This window comes from Pseudomonas protegens CHA0 (genome assembly GCF_000397205.1).
In the GTDB taxonomy this organism is placed as follows: Bacteria; Pseudomonadota; Gammaproteobacteria; order Pseudomonadales; family Pseudomonadaceae; genus Aquipseudomonas; species Aquipseudomonas protegens.
This window is the reverse complement of the sequence record NC_021237.1, coordinates 1,091,260-1,107,220: the sequence shown is the minus strand read 5'-3', so window position 1 is coordinate 1,107,220 and position 15,961 is coordinate 1,091,260. Positions and strand designations below refer to the sequence as shown.

At 63.3% G+C, this 15,961-nt stretch carries 20 protein-coding genes; 10 read left to right on the top strand and 10 right to left on the bottom strand.

The window, feature by feature from the left end:
- Positions 1–22: 22 nt before the first annotated feature.
- The 7 genes from PFLCHA0_RS04900 to PFLCHA0_RS04870 all read right to left on the bottom strand — a co-directional run bounded on the left by PFLCHA0_RS04900 (position 23) and on the right by PFLCHA0_RS04870 (position 6,794).
- Positions 23–1,813, bottom strand: a complete 1,791-nt coding sequence (locus PFLCHA0_RS04900; protein WP_015634190.1) for a DUF1302 domain-containing protein — start codon at positions 1,811–1,813, stop codon at positions 23–25.
- 497 nt (positions 1,814–2,310) lie between these two features.
- A complete protein-coding gene (locus PFLCHA0_RS04895; protein ID WP_019093356.1) occupies positions 2,311–2,670 on the bottom strand; it encodes a hypothetical protein in 360 nt (119 codons plus the stop codon).
- Between the two features lie 183 nt (positions 2,671–2,853).
- Positions 2,854–3,765 carry an SDR family oxidoreductase gene (locus tag PFLCHA0_RS04890; RefSeq protein ID WP_011059315.1) on the bottom strand — a complete coding sequence of 304 codons (912 nt, stop codon included), beginning with the start codon at positions 3,763–3,765 and terminating at the stop codon, positions 2,854–2,856.
- Between the two features lie 138 nt (positions 3,766–3,903).
- The gene (locus PFLCHA0_RS04885; RefSeq protein ID WP_015634188.1) at positions 3,904–4,806 is read right to left on the bottom strand and encodes an alpha/beta fold hydrolase; all 903 of its coding nucleotides are present in this window, start codon (positions 4,804–4,806) and stop codon (positions 3,904–3,906) included.
- Complete coding sequence (locus PFLCHA0_RS04880) at positions 4,806–5,588, bottom strand: class II aldolase/adducin family protein (protein ID WP_015634187.1); 783 nt, start codon at positions 5,586–5,588, stop codon at positions 4,806–4,808. Before PFLCHA0_RS04880 ends, PFLCHA0_RS04885 begins: the two co-directional genes overlap by 1 nt.
- 143 nt (positions 5,589–5,731) lie before the next feature.
- Positions 5,732–6,418, bottom strand: coding sequence for an LrgB family protein (locus tag PFLCHA0_RS04875; protein WP_011059312.1), 687 nt, complete (start codon positions 6,416–6,418; stop codon positions 5,732–5,734).
- Complete coding sequence (locus tag PFLCHA0_RS04870; protein WP_011059311.1) at positions 6,408–6,794, bottom strand: CidA/LrgA family protein; 387 nt, start codon at positions 6,792–6,794, stop codon at positions 6,408–6,410. The genes PFLCHA0_RS04875 and PFLCHA0_RS04870 overlap by 11 nt, the downstream gene beginning before the upstream one ends.
- A 98-nt stretch (positions 6,795–6,892) precedes the next feature.
- Between PFLCHA0_RS04870 and PFLCHA0_RS04865 the strand changes: the two genes are divergently transcribed.
- Positions 6,893–7,789, top strand: a complete 897-nt coding sequence (locus tag PFLCHA0_RS04865; RefSeq protein WP_011059310.1) for a LysR family transcriptional regulator — start codon at positions 6,893–6,895, stop codon at positions 7,787–7,789.
- Here PFLCHA0_RS04865 and PFLCHA0_RS04860 read toward each other — a convergent pair.
- Positions 7,770–8,225 carry a flavodoxin gene (locus tag PFLCHA0_RS04860; RefSeq protein ID WP_015634186.1) on the bottom strand — a complete coding sequence of 152 codons (456 nt, stop codon included), beginning with the start codon at positions 8,223–8,225 and terminating at the stop codon, positions 7,770–7,772. The genes PFLCHA0_RS04865 and PFLCHA0_RS04860 overlap by 20 nt on opposite strands.
- A 154-nt stretch (positions 8,226–8,379) precedes the next feature.
- On the opposite strand from PFLCHA0_RS04860, the gene PFLCHA0_RS04855 reads away from it, so the two are divergent.
- Together PFLCHA0_RS04855 and PFLCHA0_RS04850 are read left to right on the top strand one after the other, a co-directional pair.
- Positions 8,380–8,838: a PAS domain-containing protein gene (locus PFLCHA0_RS04855; protein ID WP_015634185.1), complete on the top strand. Its 459-nt coding sequence runs from the start codon at positions 8,380–8,382 to the stop codon at positions 8,836–8,838.
- Between the two features lie 68 nt (positions 8,839–8,906).
- Complete coding sequence (locus PFLCHA0_RS04850; RefSeq protein ID WP_011059307.1) at positions 8,907–9,512, top strand: hypothetical protein; 606 nt, start codon at positions 8,907–8,909, stop codon at positions 9,510–9,512.
- Positions 9,513–9,523: 11 nt separating this feature from the next.
- Here PFLCHA0_RS04850 and PFLCHA0_RS04845 read toward each other — a convergent pair whose 3' ends face one another.
- Positions 9,524–10,465 (bottom strand): MerR family transcriptional regulator, encoded by a 942-nt coding sequence (locus PFLCHA0_RS04845; RefSeq protein ID WP_015634184.1) that lies wholly within the window; start codon positions 10,463–10,465, stop codon positions 9,524–9,526.
- A 211-nt stretch (positions 10,466–10,676) separates the two neighbouring features.
- Between PFLCHA0_RS04845 and PFLCHA0_RS04840 the strand changes: the two genes are divergently transcribed.
- The 6 genes from PFLCHA0_RS04840 (at position 10,677) to PFLCHA0_RS04815 (ending at position 13,789) form a co-directional block, all read left to right on the top strand.
- Positions 10,677–11,246 (top strand): antibiotic biosynthesis monooxygenase, encoded by a 570-nt coding sequence (locus PFLCHA0_RS04840; protein WP_015634183.1) that lies wholly within the window; start codon positions 10,677–10,679, stop codon positions 11,244–11,246.
- A gap of 176 nt (positions 11,247–11,422) precedes the next feature.
- A complete protein-coding gene (gene folM, locus PFLCHA0_RS04835) occupies positions 11,423–12,133 on the top strand; it encodes a dihydromonapterin reductase (RefSeq protein ID WP_015634181.1) in 711 nt (236 codons plus the stop codon).
- A 23-nt stretch (positions 12,134–12,156) separates the two neighbouring features.
- Positions 12,157–12,717: a GTP cyclohydrolase I FolE gene (gene folE, locus PFLCHA0_RS04830; protein WP_011059303.1), complete on the top strand. Its 561-nt coding sequence runs from the start codon at positions 12,157–12,159 to the stop codon at positions 12,715–12,717.
- A gap of 2 nt (positions 12,718–12,719) precedes the next feature.
- A complete protein-coding gene (folX, locus tag PFLCHA0_RS04825; protein WP_011059302.1) occupies positions 12,720–13,100 on the top strand; it encodes a dihydroneopterin triphosphate 2'-epimerase in 381 nt (126 codons plus the stop codon).
- A gap of 60 nt (positions 13,101–13,160) precedes the next feature.
- Complete coding sequence (locus PFLCHA0_RS04820) at positions 13,161–13,454, top strand: DUF1244 domain-containing protein (RefSeq protein ID WP_011059301.1); 294 nt, start codon at positions 13,161–13,163, stop codon at positions 13,452–13,454.
- Positions 13,451–13,789 carry a HopJ type III effector protein gene (locus PFLCHA0_RS04815; protein WP_015634180.1) on the top strand — a complete coding sequence of 113 codons (339 nt, stop codon included), beginning with the start codon at positions 13,451–13,453 and terminating at the stop codon, positions 13,787–13,789. Before PFLCHA0_RS04820 ends, PFLCHA0_RS04815 begins: the two co-directional genes overlap by 4 nt.
- 147 nt (positions 13,790–13,936) lie before the next feature.
- On the opposite strand, the gene trxB is transcribed toward PFLCHA0_RS04815, so the two are convergent.
- The gene (gene trxB, locus PFLCHA0_RS04810; RefSeq protein WP_015634179.1) at positions 13,937–14,899 is read right to left on the bottom strand and encodes a thioredoxin-disulfide reductase; all 963 of its coding nucleotides are present in this window, start codon (positions 14,897–14,899) and stop codon (positions 13,937–13,939) included.
- 310 nt (positions 14,900–15,209) lie between these two features.
- Here trxB and cysZ point away from each other — a divergent pair, with 310 nt between their 5' ends.
- Positions 15,210–15,959 (top strand): sulfate transporter CysZ, encoded by a 750-nt coding sequence (gene cysZ / locus PFLCHA0_RS04805; protein WP_015634178.1) that lies wholly within the window; start codon positions 15,210–15,212, stop codon positions 15,957–15,959.
- Positions 15,960–15,961: the final 2 nt, after the last annotated feature.

The window sequence follows — 15,961 nt, the reverse complement described above, 5'->3', positions numbered from 1 at the left end:
AAATGCTCCTTCTTGTGCCGGTTCAGAAGTTCACGCCAAAGCTCAACGCGAGGAAGTCCCGGTCGGTCAGGGTGTTGTAGCGCCCGCCAAAAAAGTCGGTGTAGCTGAGGCTGGCGGTGTAGGTGTTGCGGTAGTCGGCATCCACGCCAACGCTCAGGGCCTTGGCGCCCTGGTTGAACAGGCCGTTGGGCCCGTAGCCATTGACGTCATGGGACCAGGAAAGGTTGGGCTTGAAGTTGATGCCGGCGATCACGTTGCTGTAGTCGAGGATGGCCCGGGCGCGATAGCCCCAGGAGGTGGCCGTGACGAAACCGTCGGTGTCGCCCCCATAGCCGTATTGGCCGTACACCGAGTCCCGGCCGTAGCGCAGCTTGCTCTTGTCTTCCAGGCCTCCGACGTGGACCACTGCCGCCTCGCCCACCAGGGTCAGGCGGTCGGCCCCCAGCACCTGATCGAAGAACTGGGTCATGGAACTCTGGATCTGAGTGATTTCCTTGCGCCGGTAGCCGGTGTTGTCAGCCCCCATGGCGGTCTTGATCGGCGACGCCGCGCCCCCGGAAATAGGGTTGAGCAGGGCCAGGGTCAGGTCGTTGGTGTTGACCTGCACCGGCGCGTTGGGCCGATAGCTGATCTCGCCGGTCCAGGCGGTGCCGGTGGGCAGGGTGGTGGAGAAACTGGCGCCATACAGGCGGATGTCTTCCGGGTATTCGAGGTAGTACTGGCCACGGCCAAGCATCACGCTTTGCACCAGGCCACTGCCAGAACCCGGAACGATGCCGTTGGCGACGCCGGCAATGGCGCCCAGGGTCGCCGCGCTGACATTGGCCGTGGTGGTACTCACCACCGGGCTGCGGGAGTGGTAGTTCATGAAGTACAGGCCGTACTCGGTGTCATCGCCGAGCCAGCGCAGGGCGGCGCCCCACTGCCCGGAGTCGCGGGCATCACGATCACCGCCGCGGGGCAGGATCACCCCTTCGCGGGTCACCTGGAAGCCCTGGCCGAAGGCCGCCGCCACCGGCTGCAACGGCGCGATGGCCGGGCTGCCGACGGTGTAGCCGGTGGTGCAGCCATCGGCCACCACGTCGTTGCCGAAGAAGGTGCCGCAGTTGTCCACCACGGTCTGGTCCCACTCCAGCTGATAGAAGCCTTCCACGGTCAGCTGGTTGGTCAGGCCCTGGGACGCGAACAGCATGTTCACCGGTACCAGGCCTTCCTTGATTTCGGCGCCGGGGCGGCGAAAGGCCGAGACATCCACAGGGTTGATGCTGTTGATGGAGTTGCCGATGAAGGTGCTCTCGCCCCAGCTGACCACCTGCTTGCCGGCACGCACGGTACCCGGCAGGTCGGCAATGGAATAGTTGTGGTAGACGAAGGCATCGAGGATCTGCGCCCCCGAGGACTTGGCGCCCTCCTTGCGGTTGTGGTCGCTGATGGGCTTGAACTCGCGGTCTTCGTCCTTGAGCTCGAAGTCGTACCAGTACTTGCCGCGAACGAAGACCCCGGTGTCGCCGTACTTGAGTTCCAGGTCATGCAGGCCCTTGAAGATCTTCGAGAAGGTTTCGCCCTTCTTGAAGTTCAGGCGGCCATCGTCGCCAGTGGACGACTGGGCGGTACCGCCATTGACCGTTCCGACGAAGGCGCGGTCGGCATTGCGCATGCCCCAGCTGGCACCAACCGATAGCGACGAGTCGAACTGCCCTTCGATTTCCCCGATGTTGAACGACACCGCCTGCGCCTGGGCGCAGCAGCCCAGCGCCACCGCGACGGCCAGCGCCTGCGGTTTGAAGATGGCGCGCATTGTTATTCTTGTCATGCGTCTTCCCCGGTGAGTGACAGGAGGCCTCACCCTACTGCCGGGGTAGCACGGTCGATAAGCGCACCAAGGAGGTATTCGCGCTGTCACTCGAAGGAATTAGTGCCCTTGCCATCACGGCCGTTCAAGGGGTTATCCAGCGGCTGGATGCAGGCTTATCAGGGGCGTCGATGCAGGGGGATGACCGGGGCGAAAAAACGCTCAGACTGTTGCTCAGGCTGTAACAGTCCTTGTCCTGAATCGCTATTTTTCCGTACCCGGCCAGGGCTTATTCTTCACTCGCAGTCACGGCAAACAACCGCTTGCCACTGACCTTGCAAGTACCGGGCACGAACTGTTCCCGGGAATGATTTCCAGCCGCTTGAAGGCGTGTGATTCAAGCTGCTGCCCCTGGTTCACCGACGTTGATTTTGTAGCTCCTTGATCTAACGTCTTGCTTCGGCCGCTGCTCTTGCAGCGGCCTTTTTTATGCCTGGAACACCAGAGGAAAGTGGCAACTACGCCGCGTCGTCCTCGCTCTCGTCGTAATGAAACTTGTGCAGCAGACGGTGCGCCACTGGGGACAGGATCAAGCCCAGGGTGGCAGCGAAGACCAAGTTGGTATAAAGCCCGTAGCTGGCAAAAAACAGTTTGCCACCAGGGGTTTGCGGCATGTTGATGGGGCCGATGCCGCCGAGGATCATGGCCGCGTCATACAAGGCGTCATGGAAGGAAATGTCTTGTTCGAAGTACAGCAGGCCGCTGATACCCAGCAGCACCGAGAAGATGATCAGCGCCAGCACCACCAGCCCATGCATGCATAAACGGCGGATGAACAGCAGCCGCGACAATACCGGCTGATCCTTTGACTCATACATATGCAGCACTCCCTGTTCGTTCGCGGACCGTCGAGCATAGTGACGAACGCTGCAGGAGTAAAACCGCCGGGGCCAGGGCCCGGCGGGGTGATGCATCCAGTGCTGAAAACCCGGCGCACTTAGGGCCAGAAGCCGGCCCCTATCATCCTGGCGCAGGCGATAGGGGATGGACAAAGGGGCGCTTCAGAGGGCGTACTTTTGCAGATTCTGCATCATCTCCTTCAATGCCTCGATATTGTCCTTGGGGTGCGCCGCGCCCTCGAAGTCGCAGATCTGCTGCCAGTGGGCCGCCACGTCTTCCGGGGAAAAGCCCTGGCGAGGATCGAAGCCGGCGCCCAGGCTGCGCTCCCAGCGCACCTTGCCGATCCAGCCGCCGCCCACTTCGAACAGGCCGGAGGTTTCCTGGCACTGCTCGCTGCCCAGGTACACCACCAGCGGGCTGACCAGTTCGGGCTTGAGCTGCTCGAACACCTGGGGCGGAATCAGCCCCTCGGTCATCCGCGTACCGCCGGTGGGCGCGATGGCGTTGACCAGGATGTTGTTCTTGCGCCCTTCGATGGCCAGGGTCCGGGTCAGGCCGTACAGGCCGAGCTTGGCCATGCCGTAGTTGGACTGGCCGAAGTTGCCATAGATGCCCGAGGTGGAAGCGGTGAAGATCACCCGCCCATACCCCTGGTCGCGCAGGTGTGGCCAGGCGGCGCGGGTGACCTTGTAGGCCCCCTCAACATGCACCCGATACACCAGGTCCCAATCGGCGTCCTCCATCTTGTGGAAGGTCTTGTCCCGCAGGATCCCCGCGTTGTTGACCACCACATCGACCCGACCAAACACATCCAGGGCGTTCTGCACGATCTTTTCACCGTCGGTGACCGAGTCATGGCTGGCTTCGGCGATACCGCCGGCCTCGCGGATCTGCGCCACCACGCGGTCGGCGGCCGAAGCGCTGGCGCCTTCGCCCTGGGCCGAGCCGCCGAGGTCGTTGACCAGCACCTTGGCGCCGTGCCGGGCGAACAGCAGTGCATGGGCCCGGCCCAGGCCACCGCCGGCCCCGGTGACGATCACCACTTTATCTTCCAAGCGCACAGACTCACTCATACCGAACTCCAGCAGGGCCAATGGACAATGCTTCGAGTGTCAGGCAGCCAGCCTTTGGTCACAATAAAAACGTTTTGACCTGAATGGTGCGCAATAAGGCAGCGGGATAATCGCCTTGCCCGCTCAAGGCCGCGGGGTTCAGGAACACGCCAACCGTGATGATGGCGACAGCAGATTGTCGCGAAACTCCAGGTAATGCTTGAGCACCGCCAGGGGCGCTTCGATCTGCGGGTAATGCCCGATGTTCGGCAGCAGCACCGTGTCGGCCCGTGGGATCAATTGCCGATAGCGCTCCACCATGTGTGCCCCGGAAATCGGGTCCAGGGCACCATCGATCACCCGCAGGGGCACCTCGCCGCGCTGCATGGCACTGACCCAACGTTCACGCCGGGCCCGGCGTTCAGGGATGTAGCCGATCAGCTTGTGCAGGATTCGCGGGCCATCGTTGCTCTGCACCAGGCTCCAGAAATCATCCAGCACCGACTCGCTGGGGCGGTTCTGGGGGCCGAATATCTGCCGAAAACTCTTGGCCAGGCCCTGGCGGCTGAACGTGCGCCCGAGCATCCAGCCCAGCGGGCTGAGCAGCAGCTTCTGGGTCAGCACCGGGCGATGGGTTTCCGGAAACAGGCCGCCGTTGAGAAACACGCAACTGGCGATATCGATCCGCTCTTCGTAGTGCCGGGCCAGCAACTCCTGGGCAACGCTGTCGCCGTAGTCGTGGGCCAGCAGATGCACCGGCTCGGCGATACCCAGATGGGCCAGCAGCGCCTGCTGCAGGTCAGCCTGCTCCAGCAGGCTGTAGTCATGCTCCAGGGGCTTGGCCGAATCACCGAAGCCCAGCATGTCGCAGGCGATCACCTGATGATGCCGGGCCAGGGGCTGCCACAGGTAGTGCCAGTCCCAGCTGGCGGTGGGAAAGCCATGGATCAGCAGCAGCGGCTCGCCCTGCCCGGCTACCCAGTAACGGATGCGCTGGCCGCGAAAGAGCAGGTCATGTCCGCGTGTACGCCACACGCACAGCGGGATCTCGGCAATAGGCATCAGAGTGTGTAACCCGGGTCGAGTTGATCGAGTTTGCGCAGCAGGGCCGGCCAGGCCAGAGCGCCGCCCATGCCCTGAGCGCTGCGGGTGACACCAGCGATCATCGCCCTGGCCCCGGCCAGGATCGGCGCAGGGATGCCAATCAGCTCGGCGCCGCCGTTCTGCGCCAGCACCTGGATCTCGCAGGCGCGCTGGAAGGTGAACATCATCAGGAAGGTGTCGGCGATGGTCGCGCCGCAGGTGAGCAGGCCATGGTTGTGCAGCATCAGGAAACTGTTGTCCCCCAGGTCGGCCTGCAGCCGGACCTTCTCCTCGGGGTTCAGGGCCACACCTTCATAGGGGTGGTAACCCAGGCTCGACAACACGAACAGCGACTGCTGGCTGATGGGCAAGACGCCCTGCTTCTGCGCCGACACCGCAACCCCGGCCGCGGTATGGGTGTGCAGCACGCAAACCACATCGTGACGCACCGCATGCACCGCGCTGTGAATGGTGTAGCCCGCCGGGTTGATCTCGTAGGGGCTGTCCATCAGCTTGTTGCCGGCCTGGTCGACCTTCACCAGGCTCGACGCGGTGATCTCGTGGAACATCAGGCCAAACGGGTTGATCAGGAAATCTTCGGTGCCCGGCACCTTGGCGGATATGTGGGTGAAAATCAGGTCGTCCCAGCCATGCATTGCCACCAGGCGATAGCAGGCGGCCAGGTCCACGCGGGTTTGCCACTCGATGGCGCTGACCTGGTTTTTTACACTCGGTGTCGATTGAACGGGGGCTAGGCTCACGGCAAGGACCTCGGTGATGGTTCTTATAGGAAGAGGACCTCCAGAGTCTAGACAGCTCACGCCGCTGGCGGAGTTGCATTGGCAGCCAGCTTGATGGCCGTGCGGGTCAGCCGGGAATCAGGCCCTGGCCCGGGGCTTGCGCGTCAAAGCAACGACGCCAGCAAAGGCGCGGCGAACAGGTTCAGAAGCCCGGTCAGGACCATCACCAGCCCTGCCACCGAACCTTCTTCACCCCCCACTTCATGGGCCCGGCTGACCCCTGCACCATGGGCCCCGACGCCAAACAGGGCGCCGCGGGCCAGGGCGCTGCGCAGCGGCAGCCAGCGCAGCAGCACACCGCCGAGCATGGCCCCGAACACCCCGGTGAACATCACGAATACCGCGGTCAGCTCGGGTACGCCGCCCAGGTCATGGGCCAGGGGCATGGCGAACGGCGTGGTGATGGAGCGCGGCACCAGGGACAGGGTCACCGAGCTGTCCAGGGCCAGGGCCTTGGCCAGGCCGAACGAGCTGCCAATGGAAGCCGCGCTGCCCGCCAGCATGCCCAGCAGCAATGCCGACCAGTGGCGCATCAGCAGTTGCCGCTGCTGCCAGATGGGAATGGCGAAGGCCACGGTCACCGGCCCCAGTACCAGCATCAGCCAGTGGGTATTGGCGGCGTATTCGGCGTAGGCGGTGTGCAGCGGCACGGCGACCGCCAGCAGCAGGGCCGGCACCAGAATCAGCGGCGACAGCAGGTAGCGCCCGGTGCGCCGGTAGATCCAGCGGCTGAACAGGTAGGCGCCCAGGGTCAGGGCCAGCCAGAACACCGGCATGGCTTCAAGCTTCATGGCGCATCCTCCAGCGGCACACCAGTTCCACGGTCAAGGCTGTCACCAGCATCACCAGCAGGGTGCTGACGCCTATTACCAGCAGAATTCGCCAGCCGTCCTGGCGCAGCAGGCCGCCGTAGTCCAGCAGGCTCATCAGTGCGGGAATGAAGAACAGCAGCATCTCGGCCATCAACAGGCCGGCCCCCAGCTGCAGGGCCGCCGGCTTGACCCAGCCCAGGGCGAAGGCCAGCAGCAACAGCGCAAGGCCCATGACCCCGCCAGGAATCGGCCAGGGCAGCCAGCTGGCCAGTTGGCAGCCGAGAAAATAGATGGCCAGCAGCACCGCCAGTTCAAGAATCAGGCGGCCCAGGCGTTTGCAGGTGGAAATGTTCATGGTGGTTCGGTCCTCTCAGGGGCTTATTTTATGAAAAGCCCCATCATTACCGAAGCGAATTGTTAGACTGGAAGCCATTCCAATCCGGAATCAACGCCATGGATTTCAAACAACTGCGCAGCTTTGTCGAGGTGATCCGCCAGGGCGGCTTCACCCAGGCGGCCAGGACCCTGCACATCAGCCAGTCGGCGGTCAGCAAGCAGATCGCCCAGCTGGAACAGAGCCTCGGCACGCCCTTGCTGGAGCGCCAGGGTTCGCATATCCACCTCACCGCCGCCGGCAACGTGGTGCTGCAACGGGCCGAAGGCATGTTGCGCCTGCGCCACGAACTGCTCAGCGAACTGGACGACCTGAGCCAGCTGGCACGGGGTGAACTGCGCCTGGGGCTGCCGCTGCTAGGCAGTGACGCGCTGTTCGCCAGCCGTTTTGCCGAATACCGCCGGCGCTATCCGAATATCCAGGTGCAGTTGCTCGAAGGCGGCAGCCTGAATGTCGAACAGGCGGTGCGCAACGGCGAACTGGAACTGGGGGGCAGCCTGACCCCCAAGGACCCGGCGTTCGCCTACCAGCCCTTCTGCGATGAACCGCTGGATGCCTTGCTGCCCGCCGATCACCCCTTGGCGATGAACGCCCAGGTACGCCTGGAAGAACTGGCAGACACGCCGTTCCTCCTGTACCAGCGCAGTTTCGTGCTCAACGACCGGCTGTTGCAGGCCTGCCAGCAGGTGGGTTTCACCCCCAGGGAAGGCGGGCGCAGCGGCCAGGCGGATTTCCTGGCGGCGCTGGTGGCCGCCGGCCAGGGCGTGGTGCTGTTGCCCAGTGTGGTGGCCCGTGGCCTGGTGCGGCCTGGGGTGGTGCGCCTGACCTTGAAGGCGCCGGACTACCTGCGATGGGATATCGCCTTCATCTGGCGCCAGGGCGCTTATCTGTCCAAGGCAGCGCAAGCCTGGCTGGCGCTGCTGCGGGAACAGCCGGTCAGCCCCGCAGGGCGCTGATCAGCTCGGCCAGCCAGGGCTCGGCGTCGGTTTCCGGGGTCACGCTCTCGCTGGCGTCCAGGCGCAGCATGGGCAGCACTTCCTGCACGCCCAGCTCGGCGAACAGCTCGCGCATCTGCTCGCCACCGCCACAGAAGGTATCGCCGTAGCTGGAATCCCCCAGGCCGATGACCGCTCCTGGCAACCCGCGCCAGGCGGCGGGCAACTGATCGCGAATACTCGAATACAGCGGCAGCAGGTTGTCCGGCAACTCGCCCATGCCGGTGGTGGAGGTCACGGCCAGAAACGCCTGCGGGGCGAAGGCCTGAAGCTCGGCCAGAGTGGCGCGCGGGTTGTGCCAGGCCTCGAAACCTGCGGCGTTGAGGAGTTTGGCGGCATGCCGGGCGACTTCTTCAGCCGTGCCGTACACCGAGCCGGAAAGGATGGCGACTTTCATCAATCTGATCCTGAAGCTGACTAAAAGGCTGGGATATTAACAGCTACGGAGTAAAATCCCGCCTGTGCCGCCACCTCTGCTGCAAAGCGCTGGTGGACAGCGGGCCAGCCTCTCTTACACTCCAGCACTTGCTGATCGAAAGCGGAACTTCAGGATGATCAACGCTCATCTGCTGCAACGGATGATCAACGCCTCCAACGACGGGATTGTGGTCGCCGAGCAGGAAGGCGAAGACAACATCGTGATCTATGTGAACCCGGCCTTCGAGCGGCTGACCGGCTACAGCGCCGACGAAGTGCTGTACCAGGATTGCCGCTTCCTGCAATCCGGGGACCGTGACCAGCCAGGCCTGGAAGTGATCCGCCAGGCCCTGCGACAAGGCCGCCCGTGCCGCGAGGTGCTGCGCAACTACCGCAAGGACGGCAGTCACTTCTGGAATGAGCTGTCGATCACCCCGGTATTCAATGACAGTGATCAACTGACCTATTTCATCGGCGTGCAGAAAGACGTCAGCGTCCAGGTCAAGGCCCAGCAACGCTTGCTCCAGCTGGAGCAGCAACTGGCCGAAGTGGAAGCTGAACTGGCCGCCCTCAAGGCGACCAGCGGCCACTAATAAATCGCGGAATTCGTGGTCGTAGGGATATTCCCCGCCGATTTGTCCTCCACCCTCCGAGCAACATCATGCAGCGTGACGCCCTCCTCACCCAGGATGAACTGGACTTCATCCAGACCATGCAGCACAACCCGCAGCTCAATGTGCGTGATACCACCTCGAGCCTGATGGTCAATGGCGGCGCGCAGATCCGTGACCTGCTGACGCGCCTGGCGGCCAATGAAAAGGTCACCATCCAGGCCCGTTTCGACAACCAGCAGATGACCTTCCCGCTGCAGCTGGTGGAAGACGAATTCCATGCCCTGCACCTGCGGCTGGGGGTGCCGAGCATCTTCGAGGATGGGCCCATGGTGCGCCCCTGGCGCCTGGCCCTGGAGCAGCCGGTGGCCCTGGAAAATGCCAGGGGCCAGCCTGGCCGCCTGTGGGTTCGGGAGGTCTCGTTCAAGGGGATATTGGTGGAGATCCGCAACGGTACCCGGCCACCGCGGCAGTTCGCCCAGTGGTTCAGCCCCTCGGGCTATGAACGGATTGCCCTGCACGGGCGCTTCGAGCGCCAGACCGAAGCCGGTTTCTACGCCTACCGCCTGGATCAGAGCGACCTGGAGGAAACCGAGCGCCTGCGCCAGTTCATCCTCCAGCAGCACCGCCACAGCCATCCGGCACTGCACGCCTGAAGGCTAGCGCCTCAAAGAAACCCGCGCAGGCGCTGCTGCATCAAGCGCCCCTCGTTACCCAGGCAAGCCACCGGCGAACCGACCAGGCTGTCCTGAGCCAGGTCCGCCGCGTCCCCGGCCAGCAGCAATGGGCAATCCAGGGTCAGTGCCAGGCGCTTGAGGCGCTTGGGCAACTCGGCCGAGGGTGCGTGATTGGAAAACACCACCAGGGCTACCGGCGCGACCTTTTCGCAGACCAGGGTCAGTTCCTCCAGCGGCACACCCGCGCCTAGAAGGCGCACACCGATCGGGTCCTGCCCGAGCATCAGCGCCGCCACCAGCAGCTCCAGTTCGCGGCATTGCTCATTGAGCGCCGTCAGCAGCAGATAGCGGCTCTGGGTGGCGCGTTGCAACAGCAGGCGCTGGGTAATCCGCGCCCGCAGGAAGCCATCCAGGAACAGCCATTCGCTGGTCTGGCCAAAAGCCTCGCGCGCCAGCAGTAACTGCTTCCAGAACGGCAGGAAGATGTCCTGGAACACCACCGGCAAGGCATAGCTGGAGAAGATCTGCCCGTAGAGGCGCTCAAGCTGCTCCTCATCGAACGCGCTGACCGCCAGCTTCAATTGATCGCGCCACTGGCCGTATTCGCCCTGCAAGCCGCCATCCACCGGAGCCTTGAGCTGGGCCTGGGCAGCCCGGCCCTTGGCCAGGATCTTGCCCACTTTGCTCACCGCCACGCCGCGTTCGATCCAGCCGAGAATCTCACGCACCGCCTCAACATCGTGCATGGAGTACAGGCGATGCCCACTTTCGGTGCGTGTCGGCTGAATCAGACCGTAGCGTCGTTCCCAGGCCCGCAGGGTCACCGGGTTGATTCCGGTCAGGCGCGCCACCTCACGGATCGGAAACAACTCGTCCTGACGAACGGCTTCGGGGGCGTGAGGGGCGGGGGCAAGTTCAGTCATGACGGGCATCTGGGAAGAAAACACCGGGAAACAAAGTGGCGATCATTCTACTCCCCTCAGGTGGCGATGCTTCAAGCACGAGAAAAACCGACCGCCGTCATTGGTGCCTGGGCAGCAATCAGGAATAATCCTTGCTTGCTTCAGGCGCGGCCCGCCACCCCGGTGCCTCGTCAAGCGACTGCCTTACCCAGGCAGCGCATTGGTTTTACGGAGATACATAATGTCTACCTCACCCGTCACCCTGATGGTTGCCCGGCGCGTTGCCGACGGCCGTTACCAGGACCTGATCGCCTGGCTGCGCGAAGGCGAACAACTGGCTACCGACTTTCCCGGCTACCTGGGTTCCGGCGTTCTTGCGCCGCCCCCCAACGATGACGAATTCCAGATCATCTTCCGCTTCGCCGACGAATCCACCCTGCATACCTGGGAACACTCCGCCTCGCGTACGGCCTGGCTGGCCCGGGGCAGCGACCTGTTCGCCCACCCTTCGGAGCACCGGGTCAGTGGTATCGACGGCTGGTTCGGCGCCACCGGCCATCGCCCGCCGCGCTGGAAGCAGGCCGTGGCCATCTGGCTGGCATTCTTCCCGGTGTCGCTGCTGTTCAACTTTGTCCTGGGCCCGTTGCTCGGCGACCTGAGCCTGCTGCCTCGGGTATTTGTCAGCACCCTGGCCCTGACCCCGCTGATGGTCTATTTCTTCATTCCGCTGTCCACCCGGCTGCTGGCCAACTGGCTCAACAGCACACCGGCCCGACCGCTACCGGCCACCCCCTCGACGCAGAATCCGTGATTCGCCGGCAAGCCGGCTCCTACCACACCTCGCGCGACATTCGCGCCTACCGTAGGAGCTGGCTTGCCAGCGAAAAATCCCCGCAAGATCGCATTCGCCGGCAAGCCCGTTGCCTGCAGGCACAGGGCCTTCCCTCGCTGGTATAGTTTTCCCACTACCCGCGACGCGAGCCCTTCATGAACACCTCTCCTGCCCCGATCCTGATCACCGGCGCCAGCCAGCGAGTCGGCCTGCATTGCGCCCTGCGCCTGCTCCAAGACGGGCAGCCGGTGATCGTCACCTACCGCAGCCAGCGCCCGGGCCTTGAGGCCCTGCGGGAAAAGGGCGCGACCCTGCTGTTCGCCGATCTCTCCAGCGAAGCCGGAATCCTGGCCCTGATCACCGAGCTGAAAAACCGTACCCAGAGCCTGCGGGCCATCGTCCACAACGCCTCGGAATGGCTGCAGGAGAGCCCTGGCGACGAAGCAGCGGCCTTTGCCCGGATGTTCGGCGTGCACATGCTGGCGCCCTACCTGATCAACCTGCATTGCGCCGAGTTGCTGCAGCGCTCGAGCCCGGCAGACATCATCCACATCAGCGACGACGTGACTCGCAAGGGCAGCAGCAAGCACATCGCCTACTGCGCCAGCAAAGCCGGACTGGACAGCCTGACCCTGTCCTTCGCAGCGAAATACGCCCCGACAATCAAGGTCAACGGCATTGCCCCAGCCCTGCTATTGTTCAATCCCGACGACGACGCGGCGTACCGCGCCAAGACCCTGGCCAAATCCGCGCTGGGCATCGAACCCGGCAGCGAAGTGATTTACCAGAGCCTGCGCTATCTGCTGGACAACCCCTATGTCACCGGCACCACCCTGACCGTCAACGGCGGGCGGCACCTCAAGTAAGCCGGCCCCTGTGAGGACCTTGCATGACCCTTTCCCTGCCCCAGCACTATCGCGAGATCCTCAAGGACCTGGGCGAAGACCCCGAGCGCGAAGGCCTGCTCGATACCCCCAAGCGCGCGGCCAAGGCCATGCAATACCTGTGTCACGGCTACGGCCAGTCGCTGGAGGACATCGTCAACGGCGCGCTGTTTGCTTCCGACAGCGATGAAATGGTGATAGTCGCCGACATCGAGCTGTATTCCCTGTGCGAACATCACCTGCTGCCCTTCATCGGCAAGGCCCATGTGGCTTATATTCCTACCGGCAAGGTCCTGGGGCTGTCGAAGATCGCGCGGATCGTCGACATGTTCGCCAGGCGCCTGCAGATCCAGGAAAATCTCACTCGGGAAATCGCCGACGCGGTACAGAGCGTGACTCAGGCCGCCGGCGTCGCGGTGGTGATCGAGGCCAAGCACATGTGCATGATGATGCGCGGCGTCGAGAAACAGAATTCCACCATGCACACCTCGGTGATGCTCGGCGCCTTCCGCGATTCGAGCACCACTCGCCAGGAATTCCTGCAATTGATTGGACGGAGCAAGTAGCAATGCCACAACTTCAGCCAGGAATGGCTCGTATCCGAGTCAAGGACCTGCTCCTGCGGACCTACATCGGAATCAACGAGGAAGAGATCCTCAACAAGCAGGATGTGCTGATCAACCTGACCATCCTCTACGCGGCCCAGGACGCGGTGCGGGACAACGACATCGACCACGCACTGAACTATCGCACCATCACCAAGGCGATCATTGCCCATGTCGAGGGCAACCGCTTTGCCCTGCTGGAGCGCCTGACCCAGGAGCTGCTGGACCTGGTGATGAGCAACGCCTCGGTGCAGTACGCCGAAGTCGAAGTCGACAAACCCCACGCCCTGCGTTTTGCCGAGTCGGTGTCGATCACCCTCGCGGCCAGCCGCGCCAGCGCCTAGAAAACTGCCACAAGTGGCAAGTGCCCGCCTGGGCGCTTGCCCCTGTCCCGGAGAAACCCCATGACTGAACAACAACGCCTGGAACTGGAAGCCGCGGCCTTTCGCCGCCTGGTGGCCCACCTGGACAGCCGCAAGGACGTGCAGAACATCGACCTGATGAACCTCGCCGGGTTCTGCCGCAACTGCCTGTCCAAGTGGTACAAGGCCGAGGCCGACGAACGCCAGATCGAGGTCAGCCTCGATGACGCTCGTGAAGTGGTGTATGGCATGCCCTACGCCGAATGGAAAAATCTCTACCAGAAAGAAGCCAGCGCCGAGCAGCAAGCGGCGTTCGCCAAAGGAAAACCCCAATGACTGACCTGAACACCCTGCGCGCCAGCCTGAACAGCGGTGAACACGCTTTTGCCGACACCCTGGCCTTTGTCGCCGCCGGCTATGACTACCAGCCCCAGGCCTTCAACAACGGCGGCGTGGAAAACGCCGCCGGGCAGAACGAAGGTTCGTGCAAGACCTTGGGCCTGGCCCTGCTGGAAGGCCTGAGCGACGAAGAGGCCCTGCTGGCCTTCGGCGAACACTACCGCTCGGTACTGGCCACCCCCGAAGGCACTGACCACGGCAATATCCGCGCCCTGATCGTTCACGGCCTGGCCGGGGTCAAGTTCTCCACCCAGCCGCTGACCCGCCGCTGATCCGCATTCTGTAGGAGCGCTGGCTCGCCGGCGAAGGCGTCAGCACAGCGGCGCAAGGCTCGAGGGCCTGTTCGCCGGCAAGCCGGCTGCTACCGTGCAACACCCATAAAAAAACCGGCTTGCGCCGGTTTTTTTATGGGTGGCAAATCAGAACGAAGCGTTCTGCAGGCCGTCCAGGTAACGCTCGGTGTCCAGTGCCGCCATGCAACCGGCACCGGCCGAGGTGATGGCCTGGCGGTAAACGTGGTCGGCCACGTCGCCGGCAGCAAAGATGCCCTCGACGCTGGTGGCGGTGGCATTGCCGTCACGGCCGCCCTGCACGACCAGGTAACCGTCCTTGAGGGTCAGCTGGCCTTCGAACAGCGAGGTATTCGGGGTGTGGCCGATGGCGATGAACACGCCGTCGACCTTCAGCTCGTCGAAGCTGCCGTCGTTGTTCTTCAGGCGGGCACCGGTCACGCCCATGTTGTCACCCAGGACTTCGTCCAGGTTGGCATTGAGCTTGAGGATGATCTTGCCTTCGGCCACCCGGGCGTTGAGCTTGTCGATCAGGATCTTCTCGGCGCGGAAGGTTTCGCGACGGTGGATCAGGGTCACGGTGCTGGCGATGTTGGCCAGGTACAGCGCTTCTTCAACAGCGGTGTTACCGCCACCGACCACTGCCACCGGCTTGTTGCGATAGAAGAAGCCGTCGCAGGTGGCACAGGCGGAAACACCCTTGCCCATGAACGCTTCTTCCGAAGGCAGGCCCAGGTAGCGAGCGCTGGCACCGGTGGCGATGATCAGGGCGTCGCAGGTGTAGGTCGCGCTGTCACCGGTCAGGGTGTAGGGCTTGGCTGCGAAGTCCACGGCATTGATGTGATCGAAGGCGATTTCAGTCTCGAAACGCTCGGCGTGCTCGCGCATCCGCTCCATCAGGGCCGGGCCGGTCAGGCCATGCACGTCACCGGGCCAGTTGTCGACTTCGGTAGTGGTGGTCAGCTGGCCACCGGCCTGCATGCCGGTGATCAGCAGCGGCTTCAGGTTGGCACGGGCGGCATAGACGGCGGCGCTGTAACCGGCAGGGCCGGAACCGAGAATAATCACACGCGAATGGCGTACTTCAGACATGACTCACTCCTATCGACCGGCCCGGCTAGCCTGGCGCGGAACGCCGGATTGCCGGCTGGAATAAAAAAGGACGGCGAAACCTTGGGGAAGGCTTGAACTCGTCCGTCCAAAAAATAATGGGTGAAGCGTATAGAGGGGGCGAAGATTAAGGAAATACGGTTTAACAATCCAGCTCATAGGCGGTCTCTATCCTCAGGAGGCCTATTTGAAAGGGTCTTTGTTACCGTTGATGTCGACTGCTTCGCCGTGCTTTCGCCCCCAGGACAAAGCCGGTAAGGTCGGCGCGTTTTCATTCTGCTCGGAGCGCTCTATGCCCGCCCCTGTCCTGTCCGGCCCGCAATACCTGCGTGAAGGCCTGAAGCTGGTCCTCAGCCCCGGCCTGCGCCTGTTCGTGCTCCTGCCCCTGGCAATCAACCTGGTGCTGTTCGTCGGATTGATCTATTTCGCCGGCCATCAATTCAGCCTCTGGGTCGATGCGCTGATGCCGTCCCTGCCCAGTTGGCTGAGTTTCCTCAGCTATGTCATCTGGCCGCTGTTCGTGGTGCTGGTGGCCTTCATGGTGTTTTTCAGCTTCACCATGCTGGCCAACATCATCGCCGCCCCCTTCAACGGCTTTCTATCGGAAAAAGTCGAAACTGTGGTCCGTGGCACCGATGATTTCCCGCCCTTCAGCTGGGGCGAACTGATCGCCATGATCCCCCGCACCCTGTCCCGGGAAATGCGCAAGCTCGGCTACTTCCTGCCCCGCGCCATCGGCCTGTTCATCCTGTCGCTGATCCCGGTGGTCAACCTGATCGCCGCGCCGCTGTGGCTGCTGTTCGGCGTCTGGATGATGGCCATCCAGTACATCGACTACCCGGCGGACAACCACAAGATGAGCTGGCAGGACATGCTCGCCTGGCTGCGCCAGAAGCGCTGGCAGAGCCTGGGCTTTGGCGGCATCGTCTACCTTGCGCTGCTGATCCCGCTGGTCAATATCCTGATGATGCCGGCCGCCGTGGCCGGTGCCACGCTGTTCTGGGTGCGTGAACGCGGGGTGGAGAACCTGCCGGCCAAATAAGG